Annotated in this window: 20 protein-coding genes, 1 tRNA gene and 1 riboswitch; of the genes, 19 read left to right on the forward strand and 2 right to left on the reverse strand. The window is 62.1% G+C overall.

Annotated elements, in window-relative coordinates; genetic code table 11:
- Positions 1–55: 55 nt before the first annotated feature.
- Positions 56–164: riboswitch (ZMP/ZTP riboswitch) on the reverse strand.
- 238 nt (positions 165–402) lie between these two features.
- The 11 genes from ydfG (at position 403) to ACAX43_RS11490 (ending at position 9,308) form a co-directional block, all read left to right on the forward strand.
- Entirely contained in the window at positions 403–1,149 is a 747-nt protein-coding gene (gene ydfG / locus ACAX43_RS11440; RefSeq protein WP_370708510.1) for a bifunctional NADP-dependent 3-hydroxy acid dehydrogenase/3-hydroxypropionate dehydrogenase YdfG, read from the forward strand.
- Positions 1,150–1,219: 70 nt separating this feature from the next.
- Entirely contained in the window at positions 1,220–1,699 is a 480-nt protein-coding gene (gene ybgC / locus ACAX43_RS11445) for a tol-pal system-associated acyl-CoA thioesterase (RefSeq protein WP_370708846.1), read from the forward strand.
- 154 nt (positions 1,700–1,853) lie between these two features.
- Positions 1,854–2,531 (forward strand): protein TolQ, encoded by a 678-nt coding sequence (gene tolQ / locus ACAX43_RS11450; protein ID WP_012431821.1) that lies wholly within the window; start codon positions 1,854–1,856, stop codon positions 2,529–2,531.
- A 10-nt stretch (positions 2,532–2,541) separates the two neighbouring features.
- Entirely contained in the window at positions 2,542–2,985 is a 444-nt protein-coding gene (tolR, locus tag ACAX43_RS11455) for a protein TolR (RefSeq protein ID WP_370708511.1), read from the forward strand.
- Positions 2,982–4,031, forward strand: coding sequence for a cell envelope integrity protein TolA (gene tolA / locus ACAX43_RS11460; RefSeq protein WP_370708512.1), 1,050 nt, complete (start codon positions 2,982–2,984; stop codon positions 4,029–4,031). Before tolR ends, tolA begins: the two co-directional genes overlap by 4 nt.
- A gap of 139 nt (positions 4,032–4,170) precedes the next feature.
- Complete coding sequence (gene tolB, locus ACAX43_RS11465) at positions 4,171–5,463, forward strand: Tol-Pal system beta propeller repeat protein TolB (protein WP_370708513.1); 1,293 nt, start codon at positions 4,171–4,173, stop codon at positions 5,461–5,463.
- A gap of 32 nt (positions 5,464–5,495) precedes the next feature.
- Positions 5,496–6,005 (forward strand): peptidoglycan-associated lipoprotein Pal, encoded by a 510-nt coding sequence (pal, locus tag ACAX43_RS11470; RefSeq protein WP_370708514.1) that lies wholly within the window; start codon positions 5,496–5,498, stop codon positions 6,003–6,005.
- 19 nt (positions 6,006–6,024) lie between these two features.
- The gene (gene ybgF / locus ACAX43_RS11475; RefSeq protein WP_370708847.1) at positions 6,025–6,774 is read left to right on the forward strand and encodes a tol-pal system protein YbgF; all 750 of its coding nucleotides are present in this window, start codon (positions 6,025–6,027) and stop codon (positions 6,772–6,774) included.
- A 182-nt stretch (positions 6,775–6,956) separates the two neighbouring features.
- Positions 6,957–7,032: transfer RNA gene (locus ACAX43_RS11480), tRNA-Lys, on the forward strand.
- 767 nt (positions 7,033–7,799) lie between these two features.
- On the forward strand, positions 7,800–8,174 hold the full coding sequence (locus ACAX43_RS11485) for a hypothetical protein (RefSeq protein WP_370708515.1): 375 nt from the start codon (positions 7,800–7,802) through the stop codon (positions 8,172–8,174).
- Positions 8,175–8,495: 321 nt separating this feature from the next.
- On the forward strand, positions 8,496–9,308 hold the full coding sequence (locus ACAX43_RS11490; protein WP_370708516.1) for a mechanosensitive ion channel family protein: 813 nt from the start codon (positions 8,496–8,498) through the stop codon (positions 9,306–9,308).
- Positions 9,309–9,467: 159 nt separating this feature from the next.
- Here the strand turns inward: ACAX43_RS11490 and ACAX43_RS11495 are convergent, their stop codons facing one another.
- Positions 9,468–10,142, reverse strand: coding sequence for a DedA family protein (locus ACAX43_RS11495; protein ID WP_370708517.1), 675 nt, complete (start codon positions 10,140–10,142; stop codon positions 9,468–9,470).
- Positions 10,143–10,350: 208 nt separating this feature from the next.
- On the opposite strand from ACAX43_RS11495, the gene mutL reads away from it, so the two are divergent.
- Complete coding sequence (mutL, locus tag ACAX43_RS11500; RefSeq protein WP_370708518.1) at positions 10,351–12,402, forward strand: DNA mismatch repair endonuclease MutL; 2,052 nt, start codon at positions 10,351–10,353, stop codon at positions 12,400–12,402.
- Between the two features lie 43 nt (positions 12,403–12,445).
- On the forward strand, positions 12,446–13,393 hold the full coding sequence (gene miaA / locus ACAX43_RS11505) for a tRNA (adenosine(37)-N6)-dimethylallyltransferase MiaA (protein WP_370708519.1): 948 nt from the start codon (positions 12,446–12,448) through the stop codon (positions 13,391–13,393).
- A gap of 67 nt (positions 13,394–13,460) precedes the next feature.
- Here miaA and purM read toward each other — a convergent pair whose 3' ends face one another.
- On the reverse strand, positions 13,461–14,528 hold the full coding sequence (gene purM, locus ACAX43_RS11510; protein WP_370708520.1) for a phosphoribosylformylglycinamidine cyclo-ligase: 1,068 nt from the start codon (positions 14,526–14,528) through the stop codon (positions 13,461–13,463).
- A 100-nt stretch (positions 14,529–14,628) separates the two neighbouring features.
- Between purM and ACAX43_RS11515 the strand changes: the two genes are divergently transcribed.
- From ACAX43_RS11515 to ACAX43_RS11540, 6 genes are all read left to right on the forward strand, one after another.
- Entirely contained in the window at positions 14,629–15,705 is a 1,077-nt protein-coding gene (locus ACAX43_RS11515) for an AI-2E family transporter (RefSeq protein ID WP_370708521.1), read from the forward strand.
- A gap of 73 nt (positions 15,706–15,778) precedes the next feature.
- Positions 15,779–16,540 carry a DnaA regulatory inactivator Hda gene (hda, locus tag ACAX43_RS11520; protein ID WP_370708522.1) on the forward strand — a complete coding sequence of 254 codons (762 nt, stop codon included), beginning with the start codon at positions 15,779–15,781 and terminating at the stop codon, positions 16,538–16,540.
- The gene (locus ACAX43_RS11525; RefSeq protein ID WP_370708523.1) at positions 16,533–17,219 is read left to right on the forward strand and encodes an HAD family hydrolase; all 687 of its coding nucleotides are present in this window, start codon (positions 16,533–16,535) and stop codon (positions 17,217–17,219) included. The genes hda and ACAX43_RS11525 overlap by 8 nt, the downstream gene beginning before the upstream one ends.
- On the forward strand, positions 17,216–18,802 hold the full coding sequence (gene pcnB, locus ACAX43_RS11530; protein ID WP_370708524.1) for a polynucleotide adenylyltransferase PcnB: 1,587 nt from the start codon (positions 17,216–17,218) through the stop codon (positions 18,800–18,802). Before ACAX43_RS11525 ends, pcnB begins: the two co-directional genes overlap by 4 nt.
- 48 nt (positions 18,803–18,850) lie before the next feature.
- The gene (gene folK, locus ACAX43_RS11535; protein WP_370708525.1) at positions 18,851–19,399 is read left to right on the forward strand and encodes a 2-amino-4-hydroxy-6-hydroxymethyldihydropteridine diphosphokinase; all 549 of its coding nucleotides are present in this window, start codon (positions 18,851–18,853) and stop codon (positions 19,397–19,399) included.
- The gene (locus ACAX43_RS11540) at positions 19,396–20,076 is read left to right on the forward strand and encodes a deoxynucleoside kinase (RefSeq protein ID WP_370708526.1); all 681 of its coding nucleotides are present in this window, start codon (positions 19,396–19,398) and stop codon (positions 20,074–20,076) included. Before folK ends, ACAX43_RS11540 begins: the two co-directional genes overlap by 4 nt.
- Positions 20,077–20,090 lie beyond the last annotated feature (14 nt).

Consider the following 20,090-nt stretch of genomic DNA (forward strand, 5'->3'; position numbering starts at 1 on the left):
CACCGCACACGCGAGGCAGGACAGCCACCGTCAGCGCAGATAAATGCGCGCGGATCACGGCTGCCCAGGCGAACGGCAAAACGGCACCCTGCGCTTCACGGTGGGTTGCTCCACCTTGAACCCGATTGGTTGAATCGGTTCTATCGCCAGTCACGCAGGGATGAGCGCGTTAGTTTATTGGAAGAGGATCGAATAGGCAACCGGCTTCCTGCCGGCCCGGCGCCCGCTCGCGTAGCCGGCTGGAGCGCCGCCGCGCACGGCGCGCAAACATCTGGTGAGAACTCTCCCGCGATGCGTTCCATAGCCCTGTCACAGCCGCGTGTACGGCTGGTTCATCCTTGCCGCAGCGCCGCATTGGAAGTAGGCTTGGGGCCTTTCTCTCTTACCTGCCAGGGAACTGCAATGATCGTGTTCGTCACCGGAGCGTCCGCGGGATTCGGCGCCGCTATCGCCCGTGCTTTCGTCAAGGGCGGCCATCGTGTCGTCGCCACCGCGCGCCGCAAGGATCGCCTGCAGGCACTCGCCGACGAACTCGGCGACGCGCTTCTGCCGTACGAACTCGACGTGCGCGACCGCGCCGCCGTCGAAGCCGTGCCGGCCTCGCTGCCCGCCGACTTCGCCGCGCTCGACGTGCTCGTGAACAACGCCGGCCTCGCGCTCGGCACCGAGCCGGCGCAAAAGGCAAGTCTTGACGAATGGAACACCATGATCGAGACCAACTGCACGGGCCTCGTTCAAGTCACGCACGCACTCCTGCCCGCAATGGTGGAGCGCAACCGTGGCCACATTTTCAATCTGGGTTCGGCGGCTGGCAGCTGGCCGTATGCGGGCGGCAATGTATATGGCGCCACCAAGGCGTTCGTGCGCCAGTTCAGTTTGAACCTGCGCGCCGATCTGGCCGGCACCGCGCTGCGTGTGACCGACATCGAGCCGGGCCTGTGCGGGGGCACCGAGTTCTCGAACGTGCGTTTTCGCGGTGACGGCGACAAAGCCGCCAAAATGTACCAGAACGTACAACCGCTGACACCCGAAGATATCGCCGATTCGATCTACTGGATCGCCACGCGCCCGGCCCACGTCAATATCAACACGATCGAGCTGATGCCGGTGGCCCAATCGTTCTCCGCTTTAGCGGTGCATCGCGGTTGAAATTGCCGCTGAAGCCCGCCAGGCGGGGCGCACATCTTGAAACAGACCTCGGGGTATGCGTTCCGGTAAAATGCGCGGCATGAATATGTCGACCAGCCAGCCCGGCACGGAAATCGGCTTCACGTGGCCCATCCGCGTGTACTACGAAGATACCGACGCCGGCGGCATCGTGTTTTACGCGAACTACCTGAAATTTTTCGAGCGGGCGCGCACCGAATGGCTGCGCGCGTGCGGCGTCGACCAGAACCGGCTCGCAACCGAAACAGGCGCAATCTTCATCGTGCGCAGCACTGCGGTCGACTATCGGGCGCCGGCCCGGCTCGACGACGTCGTCAAGGTCGTGAGCCGGATCGAGCGTCTTGGCCGCGCATCGGTCGACTTCGCGCAGGAAGCGTGGCGTGACGGCACGCTGCTTGCTACCGGTTCCATCCGGGTCGGCTGTGTCGACCGCAGTGCGCTACGGCCGGCCGCGATTCCTCCGTCCGTTCTGGCTGCTTTGCGGCGTGGGCCAGACCTCAGCGAAGGCGGCATGTCAACGAACAACGACTGAACCCCGTTGTTACGGGGCCAGTGAACTCATATCGATCAAGCAACACAAAGCATGGTTCGGCTTGCAATCTCGCCGATGCTTCCGTTTTGCTCACGGCAAGCTTCGAGTGACCTTGCAGCCGGACGCCCGCCTCCGGGACGTTAAACGAACCTTTATGAACACTACACAAGATCTGTCGATCGTTTCTCTCGTACTCAATGCGAGCCTGCTGGCGCAGGCCGTCATGGCGCTGCTGCTGTTGTTGTCGCTGTTGTCGTGGACTTTCATCTTCCGCAAGTGGTTTGCGATCCGCCGGGCACGCGCGCAAACTGAACGTTTCGAACGCGATTTCTGGTCGGGCGGCGATTTGCAGGCGCTCTATCAGAGCGCCGCGAACAACCGCCACACGATCGGCGCACTGGAACGGATTTTCGAGTCCGGCATGCGCGAATTCCTGAAGGGCAAGGAAAAGCGCCTGAACGATTCAGGCGCGATTCTCGACGGCGCACGCCGCGCCATGCGCGCCGCGTTCCAGCGTGAAATGGACGTGCTCGAGGCAAATCTGGCGTTTCTCGCGTCGGTCGGCTCGGTCAGCCCGTATATCGGTCTGTTCGGCACGGTGTGGGGGATCATGAATGCGTTCCGCGGCCTCGCCAACGTGCAACAGGCTACGCTCGCGAACGTCGCGCCGGGCATTGCCGAAGCGCTGACCGCCACCGCAATTGGCCTGTTCGCCGCGATTCCGGCCGTGGTCGCCTACAACCGTTACGCCCACGACATCGATCGTTTGGCGATCCGCTTCGAGACTTTCATCGAAGAGTTCTCGAACATTTTGCAGCGCCAGGCACAGTAAGGAGTCCACGATGGCAGGCTCTTCCTCCAGCATGCGCGGCTCCCGTCAGCGCCGCGCGATGGCCGACATCAACGTCGTGCCGTACATCGACGTGATGCTCGTGCTACTCGTGATCTTCATGGTGACCGCGCCGCTCGTCGCCCCGTCGATCGTCAATCTGCCGACCGTCGGGGGCGCCGCGCCGCAGCAGCAAACTCCGCCCGTGATGGTGAATATTCGCGCGGACGGCAATATGAGCGTCAAGTACAAGGACGACGCCGGTGCGCAGCAGCAGGAAGACATGACCAAGGCCGGTCTGCGCGGCTTCATCGCCGACCGTGCACAATCGCATCCGGACCAGCCTGTCGTGATCGCCGCTGACAAGACCGTGAAGTACGAAGTCGTAATGAACGTGATGTCCGAGTTGAAAGCTGAGGGCGTCAAGCGCGTTGGATTGCTCGTCAAATCACAATGATCCGCAAGAATTCCGAATACCCGCTTCAGCCACCGCGTGAACGCGGCACCCGGCGAGCCTTTGTGTTCGCACTGGTGATGCACGCGCTGCTCGGGTTCTTCCTGTATCACGGCATTCAATGGCAGAACAGCACGCCGGCGGGCGCAGAAGCAGAACTGTGGACCGAGGTGCCGGACTCGGCGATTCCGCGTCCGCCTCCCCCGCCGCCGCCCGTTCCGGTGGCCCCCGCTGCGCCGCTGCCGGACGAGCAGGCCGACATTGCGCTGCAGGAAAAGAAGCGCCAGCAACAGGCGGCGGCTCGTCAGGCGCAACTGGCGGAGCAGCAGCGTCAACAGAAACTGCAGGCCCAACAGGAAGCTGAGGCGAAGCGCCAACAGCAATTGGCTGCCGACCAGGCAGCGCAACTTGCCGCGCAAAAAGCCGCAGCTACCAAGCAGAAACAGTTGCAACAACAGCAACAGCAGCAGGCCGAGAAGCTGAAGCAACAGCAACTGGCCGAGCAGCAAAAGCAGCAGCAGTTGAAGGAACAGCAGCAGCAAGAGCAGCAAAAGCAAAAGCAAGAGCAGCAGAAGCAAGCCGAAGCTGAGGCGCAGAAGAAGGCCGATGCGCAGAAAGCGGCGAAGGCCAAGGCGCAAGCCGATGCTGCGGCGCAAGCAAAGAAGCTTGATACGGAACGTCGTGCGCGGCTTGCACAGATGCAAGGTTTGGCCGGCGCCGAAGGCTCGACCGGCAACGGACTTGCAAAGAGCGGCACGGGCAGCGGCTCAGGTGGCACTGCAACGTCGCCGGGTTACGCGGACAAGGTACGTCGTGTGGTACGCCCGAACATCTCGTGGGGTGGCGAAACGGAAGGTCTGGAAACCGTGATCTCCGTGCGCTGCTCGCCGACGGGCACGCTGCTGGACGCAACGATCTCGCGCAGCAGCGGTAACTCGGCATGGGATGATGCGGCGCTGCGGGCGGTCCAGCGTTCCAATCCGATGCCTCAGGACATCGACGGAAAAACGCCGACCAGCTTCAAGATTACGATGCGCCCGGCAGGTTGATTGCAGCAGTTTGACAATCAGTTGACAGCCGACTCAGTGCCCCGCCCAGCGTGGCGCGCCCGGGAACGAATTAGATGTTTGCGGGTCTGTCTGCTGTCGTGAAGTGTTAGAAAACCGTTTTTGGGGGAATCCATACAGCATGAGTTTGATGACCAAGCTAGGCCTGCGGACACTTGTAGCGACGTGCCTGATCGCCGTCGGCAGCACCGCCAACGCACAACTCAACGTCCTCGTGACAGGCGTCGGGTCCACCCAGTTTCCGATCGCAACGGCGAATTTCGCCAATGAAGCGAACTCGCCGCAGCAGGTCAGCACGATCGTGCGTCAGGACCTGCAACGCAGCGGTAAATTCACGAATATCGACGCAGGCAGCACGCCGGTTGCCGAAACCGATTCCGTCGACCTCGGCAGCTGGAAGGCCAAGGGCGCGAATGCGTTCGTCTCGGGCAGCGTGAACCGCTTGCCGAACGGCCAGTACGAAGTCCGCTTCAAGCTGTACGACACGGTCAAACAGGAAAGTCTCGGCGGCCTCGTGCTTGTGAGTCCGGCAAGCGGGCTGCGCATGAGCGCGCATAAGGTCGCGGACTACATCTACGCGAAGTTGATGGGCGGCCGCGGCGTGTTCGCCACGCGTCTGTCTTACGTCATCAAGACGGGCGGCCGTTATCAGTTGCAGATTTCCGATTCGGACGGCCAGGACGCGCACATCGCACTGTCGAGCCCGGAGCCGATCATCTCGCCGGCATGGTCGCCAGATGGCACCAAGGTCGCTTACGTTTCGTTTGAAAAGAAGAAGCCGATCGTCTATATCCACGATCTGCCCACCGGCCGTCGTGTGATCGTATCGGACCAGAAAGGCAACAACAGTGCGCCGGCGTGGTCGCCTGATGGACGCACGCTGGCCGTCGCGCTTTCGCGCACCGGCAACACGCAGATTTTTGCCGTCAATGCGGACGGCAGCGGCCTGCGGCGCTTGACGCAAGGCAGCTCGATCGACACTGAGCCGTGCTTCTCTCCTGACGGCCAGTCGATCTATTTCACCAGCGACCGTGGCGGCCAACCGCAGATCTACAAGATGTCGGCTCAAGGCGAAAACGCCGGCGCCGCACAACGCGTCACGTTCACGGGCAACTACAACACCAGCCCGCGTGTGAGTCCGGACGGCAAGCAGCTCGCCTATATCTCGCGCGTGGGCGGCGCGTTCAAGCTCTATATCCAGGACCTGCAAGGCAATACGGCGACGGGACTGACGGACACCACACATGACGAATCGCCGAGCTTCGCGGCGAACGGTCAGTACATTCTTTACGCCACACAGGTGAACGGCCGTGGCGTGTTGGCCGCAGTGTCGACCGACGGTCGCACTCGGCAGGTCCTGTCCGTTCAGGGCGGCAGCGTTCGCGAGCCGTCCTGGGGCCCGTTTATGCAATAACGTTGATGCAATAACACAAGGAGAGTAACAAAATGATGTCTAAACTTCGTTTCGCATTTGCCGTATTGATGGTCGGTGCGCTGGCCGCATGTCACTCGGGCGTCAAGCTCGACGAAAACGCTAACAAGGGTGGTGCCGTCTCGACGCAACCGAATCCGACCGATGTCGCACAGGTCAACGTCGATCCGCTGAACGATCCGAATAGCCCGCTCGCCAAGCGCAGCATCTACTTCGACTTCGACAGCTACTCGGTCAAGGACGACTACCAATCGCTGCTGCAACAACACGCGCAATACATGAAGAGCCACCCGCAACGCCACGTCCTGATCCAGGGCAACACCGACGAACGTGGCACGAGCGAGTACAACCTGGCGCTCGGCCAGAAGCGTGCTGAAGCTGTGCGTCGTTCGCTGTCGCTGATGGGCGTGACGGACTCGCAAATGGAAGCCGTGAGCCTCGGCAAGGAAAAGCCGCAAGCTACCGGTCATGACGAATCGTCGTGGGCACAAAACCGCCGCGCCGACCTCGTGTACCAACAGTAAGTAACGGGTGATGAGCCGAATGACGCATCGTTTCTCCTGGCTGCGGTTTGCCGCAGCGACCTGCGTCGCGGTCACGGCCTTCGCGGCTGTGCCCGCGCATGCAGGGATCTTCGACGACGATCAGGCCCGTCAGGCCATTCTCGATCTGCGTTCGAAGACCGATAGCCTGTCGAGTCAGTTGTCGGCCGCCCAGCGCACGATCCTCGATCAGTCCAACCGTCTCGACCAATTGAATCAGCAGGTCGCGACGCTGCGTGGGCAGAACGAAGATATGGGCAACCAACTCACCACGCTGCAAAAGCAGCAGAAGGACTACTACACCGACCTGGACACGCGGCTGAAGAAATTCGAGCCGCAGCAGCAGACGGTGGACGGCGTCCAGGGCGAGGTGCAGCCGGGTGAAACCGATTCGTTCAATGCGGCTTCGCAGCTGTTCCGCAACGGCGACTTCAAGAATGCAGCGGCGGCGTTCCGCAGCTTCATCTCCAAGTATCCGAACAGCCCTTACCAGCCGACCGCGCAGTATTGGCTCGGCAACGCGCTGTATGCGCTGCGCGACTACAAGGGCTCGACGGCGACCTGGCAAGGTGTGGTGAAGAACTACCCGCAGCATGCGCGAGCGCCGGAAGCGCTGCTCGCGATTGCGAACAATCAGCTCGAGCAGGGTCAGAAGGCTGCGGCCAAAAAGACGCTGGAGCAGATCGTCGCGCAATACAGCGGCTCGGACGTCGCGCAGTCGGCTCAGAGCAAGCTGTCGCAGATCAAGTAGTCGAACAGGGTTGAGCAGTGCGGAACGCGCAGTGTCCGAAGTCATAGTCACGCGCGCCTCTCGCTGGAAAGCCCGGGGTAGCGATGCCCCGGGCTTTTCATTATCTGGCGCGTCGATCGGGCGATTAGTCACCATGGGTTGACAGTCCGTAGAAGCTATCGCTATAATTTCGCTTCTCTTTTGGGTCGTTAGCTCAGCTGGTAGAGCAGCGGACTTTTAATCCGTTGGTCACAGGTTCGAATCCCGTACGGCCTACCAAAAGATTCAAGGGCTTAGCTTCGGCTAGGCCCTTTTTCTTGCTCCGCAATATCCCACGTGCTCCACAAAATCCTCGGAGCAAAGCGCCGCCTGAGCGTCTCTCTCCTATATCGAAACAGTAAATTTTCCGAGATCTGTCGCTTCGAAGGTCTTCTCCCAATTCAGCTCTTGAGCGATGCCCCAGTTGTCTGCCTTCGACCACGGGTTCGGGTTGTCTTGAGTTAATCAAATGTCCAAGAGCGCTGAACGACAGCCCCAGCGCCGCCTTTGCAACCGCTCGACATTCAGATCACCGATCCCGCTGGCCCATGCAAGAAAAGTCGGCGCCGCCCGGCGCAGGGTCACTGTTCTCCACGCGTGTTTGCCGGCTGCTCTCGGGGGGCTGTCGCAGCGGGCCTATCCGCGACGCTCTGCAAATCGGAATATCTGTTCGGCAAACTACCGATCCATTCAACGTACCGACCCGCGCTCGGCGGCTTCGTTGTCGGCGTGGGCGGCTTTATCGATAGCCGCAGCAAGAACGGCCTTGCTACAGTCCCTCACACTCGAAACAGAACATTCCCGCAACGTCCACCACCTTTGCGCACAAAACGACCAAGGTTTTCCTACACCATCCCTCATCAGCATTGAAGATATACAACGGAGTCCGAACTTCGACATTTATTGAGACATAAAGACGTGCAATCATCGCCGCCGGTTCAGCGAACACGCTGCGAAAGCAGACGCTTTGGCAATACCGCAGCCCCCTGCGCTTTCATTCCGTCAACATGACCAATTTTCTGTTCGACCTCGTCTCGAACCTTGCCTTGCTGGCTATCGTGCTGAGCGCAAGCTATCTATGCAACCGGTTCATACCCGGCGCCGCGCTCAACGGCGCGCATATTTTCGTCGCGCTGGCGTTGGCCGCGTTACTGCTCGACGCCGCGCTAACCTTTCTGGTATTCGCCGATGCACAGACCCGCTACGGCCAGTTCAGCGCGCCGGCCGCGTTCTTCGAACGCGCGGGCGCGTATGGCCTCGCGGCCATCGCCGCTTTGGCGTGGCAGTACGTAGCGCATCGCACGCGTTCCAGCAAAGCCAGGACCGGCGACACACTGGTCATCCGCACCTCCCCGTATTCGGAATCGCATCTGCCTATGTAGGCTGACGCGGCTCCAATACGAACGCTCTTTCGGCGACAGAGCCGCGACATTAGAGCACGCCAATCGCGTCGCCGAACCGGCCCTCCACGCCACGGACGCAGCGGGCTCAATCCCTTCGAGCGCGGCCGTCACGCCGCCTGCTTTCTCTCGCCAGGCAATCCGCATAGGCGGCAGGAACGGACCTTGCGCACGCGGGCGCCGTCACCTATAACTTCCCCGAAGATCGCAAGTTACCGTTTGCGTCCATCACCAGGCACTCGCCGCTGTAGTGCGCTACCGCTGTTCGATCAGTAGAAGGCAACTTAATCAACGAGGAACATCTTGGATCTCGAAACCGTACGCGTGTTCATCATGACCCGAGGCATCGACCTCGGCACCAAGGTACTCGGCGCGATCGTGCTGTGGGTCGTCGGCCGCTGGGTCATTGGCATGATCACCGGCTTGCTTCGCAAACTGTTGTCGAAAAATGGCCACGTCGATCCAACACTCGCTCATTACCTCGGTTCGATTCTCGGCGCACTGCTGAACCTGCTGCTGATCCTCGCAATCCTGCAGGTGTTCGGTGTTCAGACTACCTCGTTTGCCGCGTTACTCGCCGGCCTCGGCCTTGCGATCGGCACTGCGTGGGGCGGCTTGCTCGCCCACTTCGCCGCAGGTATCTTCATGCAGGTGCTCCGGCCATTCAAGGTGGGCGATTTTGTCACGGCGGGCGGCGTTACCGGCACGGTTTCCGAGTTGGGTCTGTTCGGCACGACCATCGTGACGCCGGACAACGTGACGACCATCGTCGGCAACAACAAGATCTTCTCCGACACGATTTCCAACTACAGTGTTTTGCCGGTGCGGCGCGTCGAGTTGACCGCCAAGATCGCCAACGGCGTCGATCCGACGGATGCGATGAATCGGTTGAAAGCGGCCGTCACGAAGATTCCGAATGTTGCCGAGAACCCCGCGCCGGATATCGAAGTGCTGAGCTTCACGCCGGAAGGACCGTTGTTGTGTGTGCGGCCCTATACGAACACTCAGTACTACTGGCAGGTCTACTTCGACACCAATCGCGCGATCATTCAGACCTTCAAGGAAGCCGGCTATCCGACACCGGAAACGCCGCTTGCGCCGCGTGCGGTCATTTGAGCGCGACCGAGGCTGAGGCTGAGATCGAGGCTCGTTGAGGCGAAAAATTTTCGTTCGCCGCTTGCGCGGTCCGCTCATTGGAATGAGGACCGCACAATGAAAACGGCGTCGCTAGCTTCGCGACGCCGTTTGCTCGTCTGCTACAAGCAATGTGAAGCGTCAGCGACTACCCGCCTTGGATGCCTTTTTTTTGCGCGTCATCTTCCACAGCGCGCCGAGCAGAACCGGCACCACGGCCGCGCCGATACCCACCAGCACGATCACATTCAGGTATTGACGGATGAACGGAATATTGCCGAAGAAGTAGCCGAGCAACACCAGCAACAACACCCACGACAGCGCACCGACGACATTGAAAAGCTGGAACCGGCTAACCGTCATCTCCGATGCGCCCGCAACGAAAGGCGCGAAGGTTCGCACCACCGGAATGAAACGCGCCAGCACAATAGTCTTGCCACCATGCTTTTCATAGAAGTTATGGGTCTTCTGCAGCGCGGCGCGATCGAGGAAGCGTTCAAGGAAAGGGATGCGCGAATTGAACACCCGCGGTCCGATGGCCCGCCCGATCATGTAGTTGACGGTATTTCCGCCGACCGCCGCGACGAGCAGCAGCACGATCAGCAGACCGATATTCATTTCGCCAGATGCGCAGAAAGCGCCGCCGATAAACAGCAACGAATCGCCAGGCAGAAACGGCAGGACGACCAGCCCGGTTTCGCAGAACACGATCAAAAACAGCACCGCGTAGACCCAGGCGCCGTACACGTGAATAAAGTCTCCCAGAAACTTGTCGATGTGCAGGACAAGGTTGGCGAAATGTAGCAGCGTGTCCAAAAGGCGTCCTTTATTAAGCGAATGTGAGCGTAGCGGGATCGGTGGCGCGAACAGGCCTGCGAGCGACGAGCAGCGAGGGCACGCTCGCCGCCCGAAATTGACCGCGTCATGATACCGAAAGTGCCCGGCCGCGATTAAAAATCTGCGGCGCGCTTCCCGCCATGGGCTCGCATCCGGCCTGCTCGCGTCGAATCGATATAATTTCGCCATGTCAGAATTCTCCGAAACGCCTGCCGGCACCGCCGCAGCGACCGTAATTTCCGCCGCAACGCCCGTCCCACGCCCGTTGCGGGCGATCCAGCCCCTTCCCGATCAGCTGATCAGCCAGATTGCCGCCGGCGAAGTCGTCGAGCGGCCGGCCTCGGTGGTCAAGGAGTTGCTGGAAAATGCGCTCGACGCGGGCGCGCAGACGCTGCGCATCCTGCTCGACGAAGGCGGCGTCAAACGCATCTCGATCACCGACGACGGCTGCGGCATCCCCGAAAACGAACTGGCGCTCGCGCTGATGCGTCATGCGACGAGCAAGATCCGCTCGCTCGCCGAACTGGAAGCGGTTGCCACCTTGGGGTTTCGCGGCGAGGCGCTGGCATCGATTGCATCGGTTGCTCAGATGGCGATCACGAGCCGCACGGCCGACGCGCCGCACGCCGTGCGCGTCGACGCGCAAACCGGTGTGCTGAGTCCCGCCGCCGGCACGCAAGGCACCACGATCGAAGTCCGCGAGCTGTACTTCAACACGCCTGCGCGCCGCAAATTCCTGAAAAGCGAGCAAACCGAACTCGGGCATTGCCTCGAACAGATTCGCCGTGCTGCGTTGGCGCGCCCGGACGTGGCGATTTCGGTGCTGCACAACGGCAAAGCGGTTGAACACTGGAACGCCTGCGAGCCGCCCGTGCGGGTCGCGAAGATTCTTGGCGAGACCTTTGCGACGGCCCATCTACCGCTCGACGAATCTGCCGGACCGCTGGCCGTCTATGGCTGCGCCGGACTGCCGACCGCGAGCCGCGGGCGCGCCGACCAGCAGTATTTCTTCGTCAACGGCCGTTTCGTGCGCGACAAGCTGCTTACGCACGCCGTGCGCGCTGCCTACGAAGACGTTCTGCACGGCGACCGTTACCCGTCCTACGTGCTGTTTCTCGATCTGCCGCCTGAAGCGGTCGATGTCAACGTGCATCCGTCGAAAATCGAAGTCCGGTTTCGCGATTCGCGTTCGATTCACCAGTTCGTGTTCCATGCAGTACAGCGCTCCCTGGCGCGGCACGCGGGCGCGTCGCCGGAAACGACGGCCGGTGGGCATGCGGCGCATCTGGAACCGTCGGCGGGCGGGGCGGCATCGTTTGGCGCTACGCAGCCTGGCGGTGCCGGATTTGGTGGCGGCAATAGCTTCGGCACCGGCGCAAGTGCAGGCGCAGGCAGCCTCGGTGGCGGCATGGGTGGCGGATTCGGTTCATCGCAGCCGGGCAATACCTGGATGCGCCAGGCGCGCATGACGCAAGGCACGTTGCCGGTTGCGCAACCCCTGGCGTTTTACGACGCGCTCTTTGGCCGTAGAGACACGAACACCGGAACAGCGGAAGGCGCGACGCTCTTCGAGGCGCGCGACTCGGCCGCCGAAGCGCTGTCACCGTACAACACGTCCGCGCCTTACGGATCGCCCGCTTTCAATGCTGCCGACGAGCAGCCGCTCGGCTTCGCGCTCGGCCAGATCCACGGCATCTATGTGCTGGCGCAGAACGCGCACGGGCTGGTGATCGTCGACATGCACGCCGCGCACGAGCGCATCCTGTACGAGCAGTTCAAGAACGCGCTGGCCGATCGCACGATTGCCGTGCAGCCGCTGCTGATCCCGCAGACGATGCAAGCCGATCCCATCGAAATCGGCACGGTCGAAGAAGAGCGGGACACGCTCGACGCGCTCGGTTTCGACCTCGCCGTGCTGTCGCCGACGACGCTCGCGATCCGCGCGGTGCCTGCGTTGCTGAAAGACGCCGATCTGCAGGCACTGGCGCGCGCGGTCCTGTCCGACCTGCATGCATTCGGCGGTTCACGCGTGTTGACCGAGCGGCAGCACGAGTTGCTCGGCACGCTGGCATGCCATCACGCGGTGCGGGCGAATCGGCGTCTGACGCTCGATGAAATGAACGCGTTGCTGCGTCAGATGGAGGCGACCGAGCGCGCCGACCAGTGCAATCACGGGCGTCCGACGTGGTATCAATTGACGCTGTCCGATCTCGATCGGCTCTTCATGCGTGGACAGTGACGGTGCGCCTGATTACGCTGATTCAACGCGCGCCGGCTTGCCTATGACTTCACACACGCCCACGCCAGTCCCTTGCCTGCTGGGCCCGACTGCCTCCGGCAAAACCGCTGCCGCGTTGGCGCTGGCCGCGCGGCGCCCGGTGGAAATCATCAGTATCGATTCAGCGCTGGTTTATCGCGAGATGGATATCGGCACCGCCAAGCCGACGCCGGAGGAACGCGCGGTCGCGCCGCATCATCTGATCGATATCGTCGATCCGGCTGATGCCTATTCGGCGGCGCAATTTCGCGCCGACGCGTTGCACCTGATCGGCGAGATCAACGCACGCGGGCGGGTGCCCTTGCTGGTCGGCGGGACCATGCTGTATTACAAGGCGCTCACGCAAGGGCTGAACGACCTGCCTGCCGCCGATGCCGACGTTCGTGCGACGCTCGACGCCGAGGCCGCACGCGATGGCTGGCCGGCCATGCATGCACGGCTGGCTGCCGTCGATCCCGTTACTGCGGCGCGGTTGGCGCCGAACGATTCGCAGCGGATTCAGCGCGCGCTCGAGGTTTTCATGCTGACCGGGCAAGCGATGTCGGCTTTGCTGGCCGCGCCCGCCCGAGTGGATGACGCCGCTTTGGCGTGGCGATTCGTGCCGATTGCGCTGGAGCCTTCCGATCGAAGCGTGCTGCATGCACGCATCCAGAAACGGTTCGATTCGATGCTGGCCACCGGCTTTATCGATGAAGTGGTGAAGTTGCGCGAACGCGGGGATTTGTTGCCCGAGATGCCGTCCATGCGATGCGTGGGATATCGGCAGGTCTGGGAATATCTCGACGGAGCGGTCGATTATTCGACCATGCGGGATAAAGGGGTCTTTGCGACCCGACAGTTGTGCAAGCGGCAGCTTACGTGGCTGCGGAGCATGCCGGAGCGGGTTGTTGTCGACTGCTGCGATCCCAACGCTACCGCGCGAGTCGTCAGCTTGATTGAAGAACTGATTTGAAGTTTTTGCCCGCGCGGCGCTGTTGTCTGTACGCCGCGCGGGCAAATCCGCCTTTTGGTTAAGCGGGTTAAACCACTACCGTTTGAGCTTCACCGGCCGCGCTCTCGCGAATCACGCCAATCTTCCATACCTGCTCGCCGGCAGCCGACAAAAGCCCGATCGCAGCATCCGCATCAGCAGCGGACACCACCACCGCCATGCCGATCCCGCAATTGAACACGCGATGCATTTCAGCATCGGCCACGCCACCCTGCTTCTGCAGCCACGAGAACAGCGGCGGCATCGGCCAGCCACGATGATCGAGCTCGGCCGTCAGACCATCACGCAAAACGCGCGGAATATTCTCGACGAGGCCGCCGCCGGTGATATGCGCCATGCCCTTCACAGCGATCTGCTGCATCAGAGCCAGCAACGGCTTCACATAAATATGCGTAGGCGCCATCAGCGCATCAGCCAGCGAGCGCCCGTCAAAATCCGCGTTCAGATCAGGCTGGGCACGCTCAATGATCTTGCGCACCAGCGAAAAACCATTCGAATGAATGCCGCTGGAAGCCAAACCCAGCACCACGTCGCCCGGGGCGATCGTGCTGCCGTCGATAATCTTGCTCTTTTCCACCGCGCCGACCGCGAAACCGGCCAGATCGTACTCGCCGTCGGGATACATGCCCGGCATCTCAGCCGTCTCGCCGCCGATCAGCGCGCAACCCGCCAGTTCGCACCCCTGCGCGATACCCTTCACGACCGTTGCCGCAGTACCGACGTCCAGCTTGCCGCAAGCGAAATAATCGAGGAAAAACAGCGGCTCGGCACCCTGCACGAGAATGTCGTTCACGCTCATCGCCACCAGATCCTGGCCAACGGTGTCGTGCTTGTTCAGTTGAAAGGCGAGGCGCAGCTTGGTGCCCACCCCGTCCGTGCCCGAAACCAGCACCGGTTCCTTGTATTTCTTCGGCACTTCAAACAACGCGCCAAACCCGCCGATGCCGCCCAGCACGCCGTCGCGCATCGTCTTTTTGGCAAAAGGCTTGATCGCGTCGACGAGAGCGTCGCCCGCGTCGATGTCCACGCCGGCGTCGCGATACGACAAACCTTGGGCCGAATCAGTTGAATGCAGGGCGGATTTCGGTTGATTCATGGGGAAGAGCTCGAAGGTCGGTAAAATGCGATTTTACCCGATGCCGGCCGGCTGGCTGGAATTTGAATCATCCGGTTCCGACGACACCAGAGAAACAATTTTGCAACAGAACTCCTCGATTCTGACACCCGTTCAGCGCCGCGCCTTTATCTGGCTGGCGATCGGGCTGGGCGTCAGCATCCTGCTCTGGCTCCTGAGTCCGGTGCTTACGCCGTTCCTGCTAGGCGCCATTCTCGCGTACATTCTGCAACCGGGAGTCGCGTGGATGGTGCGCCGGCGTGTGCCGCGCGGACTCGCCGCGTTGCTGATGATGCTGCTCTTCACGCTGCTGATGACTTTGCTCGTGCTGCTGGTGCTGGCCGTCATCCAGAAAGAAGGCCCGCAGCTCAAGCAGCAGGTGCCGGTGCTGTTCGCGCACGTGAGCGCGTGGCTGCAACCCAAGCTCGCCATACTGGGCCTCGCGGATTCGCTCGATTTCGCCAGCATCCGCGATCTCGTGACGGGACAGCTGGAAGGCAGCGCGCAGACCGTCGCACTGTACGTTTGGACCTCCATCCGCACGAGCGGCAACGTGATGATGACGGTGGTCGGCAACGCGGTGCTGGTGCCGCTCGTGCTGTTCTATCTGCTGTATGACTGGAACCGCATGCTCGCTCGCATGCAGATCGTGGTGCCGCGCCGCTGGCTCGAAAAGACGCGGCAACTCGCGCGCGACATGGATCAGATGCTCTCGCAATACCTGCGCGGCCAGTTGCTCGTGATGGCGGTGCTCGCGGTCTACTATGCGATTGCGCTGACCGTCGCCGGCTTCGAAATCGCGCTGCCGGTGGGTATTTTCACCGGCCTCGCAGTGTTCATCCCGTACATCGGATTTGCGACCGGTCTCGCGCTGGCGCTGCTCGCGGCATTGCTGCAGTTCGGCGATTGGTACGGCTTCGGCGCGGTCGCGGTGATTTACGGCATAGGTCAGATCGTGGAAAGTTTTTATCTCACGCCGCGCCTGGTGGGCGAACGGATCGGCCTGCACCCGCTCGCGGTAATCTTCGCGTTGCTCGCGTTCGGTCAGCTGTTCGGCTTTTTCGGCGTGTTGCTTGCGCTGCCGGTCAGCGCGATTCTGTCGGTAGCGATGCGCGAGTTGCGCCAAAGCTATCTGGCGAGCACGCTTTACAACAACTGACCGCTCACGAACGTTCAGGGCCCGAGGTTCGGGCCATTTGCGGACCAAGCCTCATTTTCGGCATTAACCTACTGTGCTTCGTCAATTGACGCTCGATCTCGGCACCCCGCCGCCATCGACATTCGACAACTTCTTCGCCGGCGCCAACGCCGAGCTGGTCACGCGGCTGCGCGAGCTGGATAACGCGCTGGCAGCCGGCCCGGTGGCCGATCGCACCTTCTACATCTGGGGCGAGGCCGGCAGCGGCCGCACCCATCTGTTGCAAGCGCTCGTGCATGAAGCACCGCCGGGTCATGCACGCTTTGCCGGCCCGCAGAGCAGTCTCGCCGCCTTCTCCTTCGACCCGCGCGTCGCCCTGTATGCGATCGACGATTGCGACACCTTGTCGGCCGCGCAGCAGATCGCCGTGTTCAACCTGTTCAACGAAGTGCGCGCTCATCCCACCAGCGCGCTGGTCGCCGCCGGCAACGCGCCGCCGATCGGCATGACAGTACGCGAGGATCTGCGCACGCGCCTCGGCTGGGGTCTCGTGTTCCATCTCGCGCCGCTGCCGGACGAAGGCAAGGCCGCGGTGCTGAAACACGCGGCGCGCGAACGCGGCATCGCGCTCGCCGACGACGTCCCCGCTTACCTGCTCACGCATTTTCGCCGCGATATGCCGAGCCTGATGGCGCTGCTCGACGCGCTCGACCGCTTCTCGCTCGAACAGAAACGCGCCGTCACGCTGCCGCTGCTGCGCACCATGCTGGCATCGCCCGACGCCGAGGAACGGCGAACGGCACCCGCCTCATCCGCTTCACCCGCCGCTTCAAGTAAAATAGGCCCCCATGGCTAACCTCGCACTCTTCGATCTCGACCACACACTCATTCCCACCGACAGCGACCACGAATGGGGCCGCTTCATGGTGAAACAGGGCATGGTCGACGCCGAAAATTTCGCCCGTGAAAACGACCGCTTTTTCGCCGACTACAAGGCCGGCAAGCTCGACATTCACGCTTATCTGATCGCCATGCTCACGCCGCTCGCAAAATACACGCGCGCGCAGCTCGCCGACCTTCACGCGCAATACATGCATGAAGTCATCACGCCGGCCATCTTTCCGGTCGCGCTGGAGCTGGTCAGAGAGCATCGCGAAGCCGGCGATCTCTGCTGCGTGGTCACCGCAACCAACGAATTCATTACCCGCCCGATCGCTCAGGCATTCGGCGTCAACGCGCTGATCGCCTGCGAAGCGGAAACCGTCGACGGCGAGCCGCATTCGCCGTACACCGGCCGCCCCACCGGCACGCCGAGCTACAAGGAAGGCAAGATCGTCCGCACCGAGGCGTGGCTGGCTTCGCTCGGCAAGACTTTGAGTGACTTCGAGCACAGCTATTTCTATAGCGACTCGCACAACGACATCCCGCTGCTCGACAAGGTCACCGATCCGATCGCGACCAATCCCGACGACACATTGCGCGCCCATGCGCAGGCCAAAGGCTGGCGCATCCTCGAACTCTTTCAACCCACGTGATCAAAAAACTTATCCGCAAGCTATTCGGCCAGAACCCGGCGCCCGCTGACGACACCACGCCCGCCGAAGCCGAAGCAGACGAAGCCGGCGAGGCACCGGCACGCAACGCGTCCAGCGCCAGCAAAGCGCGCCGCAAGCCGGCACGCCAGCCCGCTGCCAAAGCGGTGCGTGATCCCGACGTGCCGGTCATCATTCCGCACGACGTGCATGGCATCGATCAATCGCTGATCTCGAGGAACGCGATTCGCGTCACCGAGGGCCTGCAAGAAGCGGGGCATCGCGCGTTCATCGTCGGCGGTGCGGTGCGCGATCTCCTGCTCGGCATCAAGCCGAAAGACTTCGACGTCGCGACCGACGCCACGCCGGAGCAGGTGCAAAAGCTGTTCCGCCGCGCACGTATCATAGGCCGCCGGTTTCAGATCGTGCACGTGCAGTTCGGCCAGGAAATCATCGAAACGTCGACGTTCCGCGCGCTGGTCGATCCGCCCGCAGCCGATGCAGCACCGCCGCACCGTCTCAAGCGGGGCGAGCTCGATCGCCGCACGCATGCGGTGGACGCCAGCGGCCGCGTGCTGCGCGACAACGTGTGGGGCGAGCAGCACGAAGACGCCACGCGCCGCGACTTCACGATTAACGCGATGTACTACGATCCGGCCACGCAAACCGTGCTGGACTATCACAACGGCATGGCCGACATGCGCGCGCGTCTCTTGCGCATGATCGGCGACCCGGCCACGCGTTATCGCGAGGATCCGGTGCGCATGCTGCGCGTGGTGCGTTTTGCCGCCAAGCTCGACTTCGAAATCGAAGACACAACCCGCGCGCCGATCGCCAACATGGCCGATCTGATCAACAACGTGCCCGCGGCGCGTCTGTTCGACGAGATGCTCAAGCTGATGCTGTCCGGCCACGCGCTCGCCTGTTTGAAACGTCTGCGCCAGGAAGGCCTGCATCACGGCCTCTTGCCGCTGCTCGACGTGGTGCTGGAGCAGCCGATCGGCGAGAAATTCATCACGCTCGCGCTGACCAGCACGGATACCCGCGTGCGCGCCGGCAAGCCGGTTTCGCCAGGCTTTCTGTTCGCCACGCTGTTATGGCACGACGTCCAGACGCGCTGGCAACAATTTGAGGCGAACGGCGAATATCCGGTGCCCGCCCTGCATCGCGCGATGGACGAAGTCCTCGACATGCAAACGGAGAAACTCGCCATCCACAAGCGCTTCTCGTCGGATATGCGCGAGATCTGGGGCCTGCAGCTGCGCCTCGAAAAGCGCTCGGGAAGAGGCGCGCTGAAGCTGCTGGAACACCAAAGATTTAGAGCGGGGTATGATTTCCTCCTGTTGCGCTGCGAATCGGGCGAACTCGACGAGTCGGTCGGTACGTGGTGGAAGGAGTTCATCGAAGGAGACGTCGTCGCGCGCGAGACATTGCTCACGCAAGGCGGGAAGGACCGAAGCCCCAGAAAACGACGGCGGCGCAGCAGCGGCGCCAGAAGCCGCAAACCGGGCGACGGAATGGAGGACGGCACGCCGGCCGAACGCACAGCCAACGACGCGGGCCATGACGGCTCGCCCGAAGACTGACATAGCGTTGGCTGTTGCCGTCGAACGATAGTCGCAGGAAGTTATGCCATGACGGTTGCTTATCTCGGCCTCGGCGCGAATCTCGGGGACGCGCGCCAGACCCTGAAAGACGCGGTGGTGTGCCTGGCACAACAGCACACCATCACCGTGCTCGCCAAGTCGAGCCTGTATCGCACCGCCCCGATCGACGCGGGCGGTGACGATTATTTCAACTGCGCGGTGAAGATCGAAACGACGCTTCCCGTGCGACAGCTGCTTGCGCTGTGCCACAAGATCGAGCATCAGTTCGGCCGTGAGCGGTCGTTTCGCAACGCACCGCGCACACTCGATTTAGACATCCTGCTATTCGGCGATCAATCGATCGACGAAGCCGATCTGATCGTGCCGCATCCGCGTTTGATCGAACGCGCCTTTGCGCTCGTGCCGCTCGTCGAAATCGACGCGGCGCTGATCATCCCGCAACACGGCCGCGCCGACGCGCTGCTCGGCGGCGTGCGCGATCAACGCATCGAAAAGGTGAAGGGAGCCTGCCAGTGTCCAATGCTCAGTGCATTGACCGCCGGCGCCCCTGCCGGGGACAAAGGCCGTTGCGAATGAATTCGCCGCCGCTCACTGTCACCGCGCCACAACTGCGGCCACCCTTCGGCTACCTCGCGATCGAAGGCCCGATCGGCGTTGGCAAGACCTCGCTGGCACGGCGCCTGGCTCAGCGCTGGTCGATGCAGGAACTGTTCGAGCGGCCACAGGACAATCCCTTTCTCGAACGCTTCTATCGCGACACCGCGCGTTATGCGCTGCCCGCGCAATTGCACTTCGCGCTGCAACGCGCGCAGCAGGCCCAGGACGTCGTGGCCGCACATGTGTCGGGCACGACGCTGATCGCCGATTTCATGACGCAGAAGAATGACATCTTCGCGCGTCTGACGTTGCAGGAAGACGAATGGCAGTTGTATCGCGCGCTCGCTGCGCGGCTCGAGGTGAGCGCACCCGCGCCGGATTTCGTGGTGTACCTTCAGGCCAGTCCCGAAGTGCTGTTCGCGCGTATCCAGAAGCGCGCGGTGCCGATGGAGCTGCAGATTTCCGATGCGTATCTGCACGCGTTATGCGACGCCTACAACGAGTTTTTCTATCACTACGACCGCGCGCCGGTGCTGACGGTCAACGCTGAACATCTGAATCCGCTCGACTCGGACGCGGACCTTGCGCTACTCGCCGAACGCATCGAAACCATGCGCGGCCGCAAGGAATTCTTTGTCAAAGGCACGTCGCTCTAAGCGGCGCGGCCTCT

The sequence above is a fragment of the Paraburkholderia sp. IW21 genome (assembly GCF_041321145.1).
GTDB lineage: Bacteria > Pseudomonadota > Gammaproteobacteria > Burkholderiales > Burkholderiaceae > Paraburkholderia.

Coding starts and splice junctions, on each gene's coding strand:
- pal (WP_370708514.1), top strand. CDS start 5,496: ATGATGTCTAAACTTCGTTTCGCATTTGCCGTATTGATGGTCGGTGCG.
- tolB (WP_370708513.1), top strand. CDS start 4,171: ATGAGTTTGATGACCAAGCTAGGCCTGCGGACACTTGTAGCGACGTGC.
- ybgF (WP_370708847.1), top strand. CDS start 6,025: ATGACGCATCGTTTCTCCTGGCTGCGGTTTGCCGCAGCGACCTGCGTC.
- ACAX43_RS11540 (WP_370708526.1), top strand. CDS start 19,396: ATGAATTCGCCGCCGCTCACTGTCACCGCGCCACAACTGCGGCCACCC.
- tolQ (WP_012431821.1), top strand. CDS start 1,854: ATGAACACTACACAAGATCTGTCGATCGTTTCTCTCGTACTCAATGCG.
- ACAX43_RS11525 (WP_370708523.1), top strand. CDS start 16,533: ATGGCTAACCTCGCACTCTTCGATCTCGACCACACACTCATTCCCACC.
- ybgC (WP_370708846.1), top strand. CDS start 1,220: ATGCGCGGCATGAATATGTCGACCAGCCAGCCCGGCACGGAAATCGGC.
- purM (WP_370708520.1), bottom strand. CDS start 14,528: ATGAATCAACCGAAATCCGCCCTGCATTCAACTGATTCGGCCCAAGGT.
- miaA (WP_370708519.1), top strand. CDS start 12,446: ATGACTTCACACACGCCCACGCCAGTCCCTTGCCTGCTGGGCCCGACT.
- ydfG (WP_370708510.1), top strand. CDS start 403: ATGATCGTGTTCGTCACCGGAGCGTCCGCGGGATTCGGCGCCGCTATC.
- mutL (WP_370708518.1), top strand. CDS start 10,351: ATGTCAGAATTCTCCGAAACGCCTGCCGGCACCGCCGCAGCGACCGTA.
- tolR (WP_370708511.1), top strand. CDS start 2,542: ATGGCAGGCTCTTCCTCCAGCATGCGCGGCTCCCGTCAGCGCCGCGCG.
- folK (WP_370708525.1), top strand. CDS start 18,851: ATGACGGTTGCTTATCTCGGCCTCGGCGCGAATCTCGGGGACGCGCGC.
- ACAX43_RS11485 (WP_370708515.1), top strand. CDS start 7,800: ATGACCAATTTTCTGTTCGACCTCGTCTCGAACCTTGCCTTGCTGGCT.
- tolA (WP_370708512.1), top strand. CDS start 2,982: ATGATCCGCAAGAATTCCGAATACCCGCTTCAGCCACCGCGTGAACGC.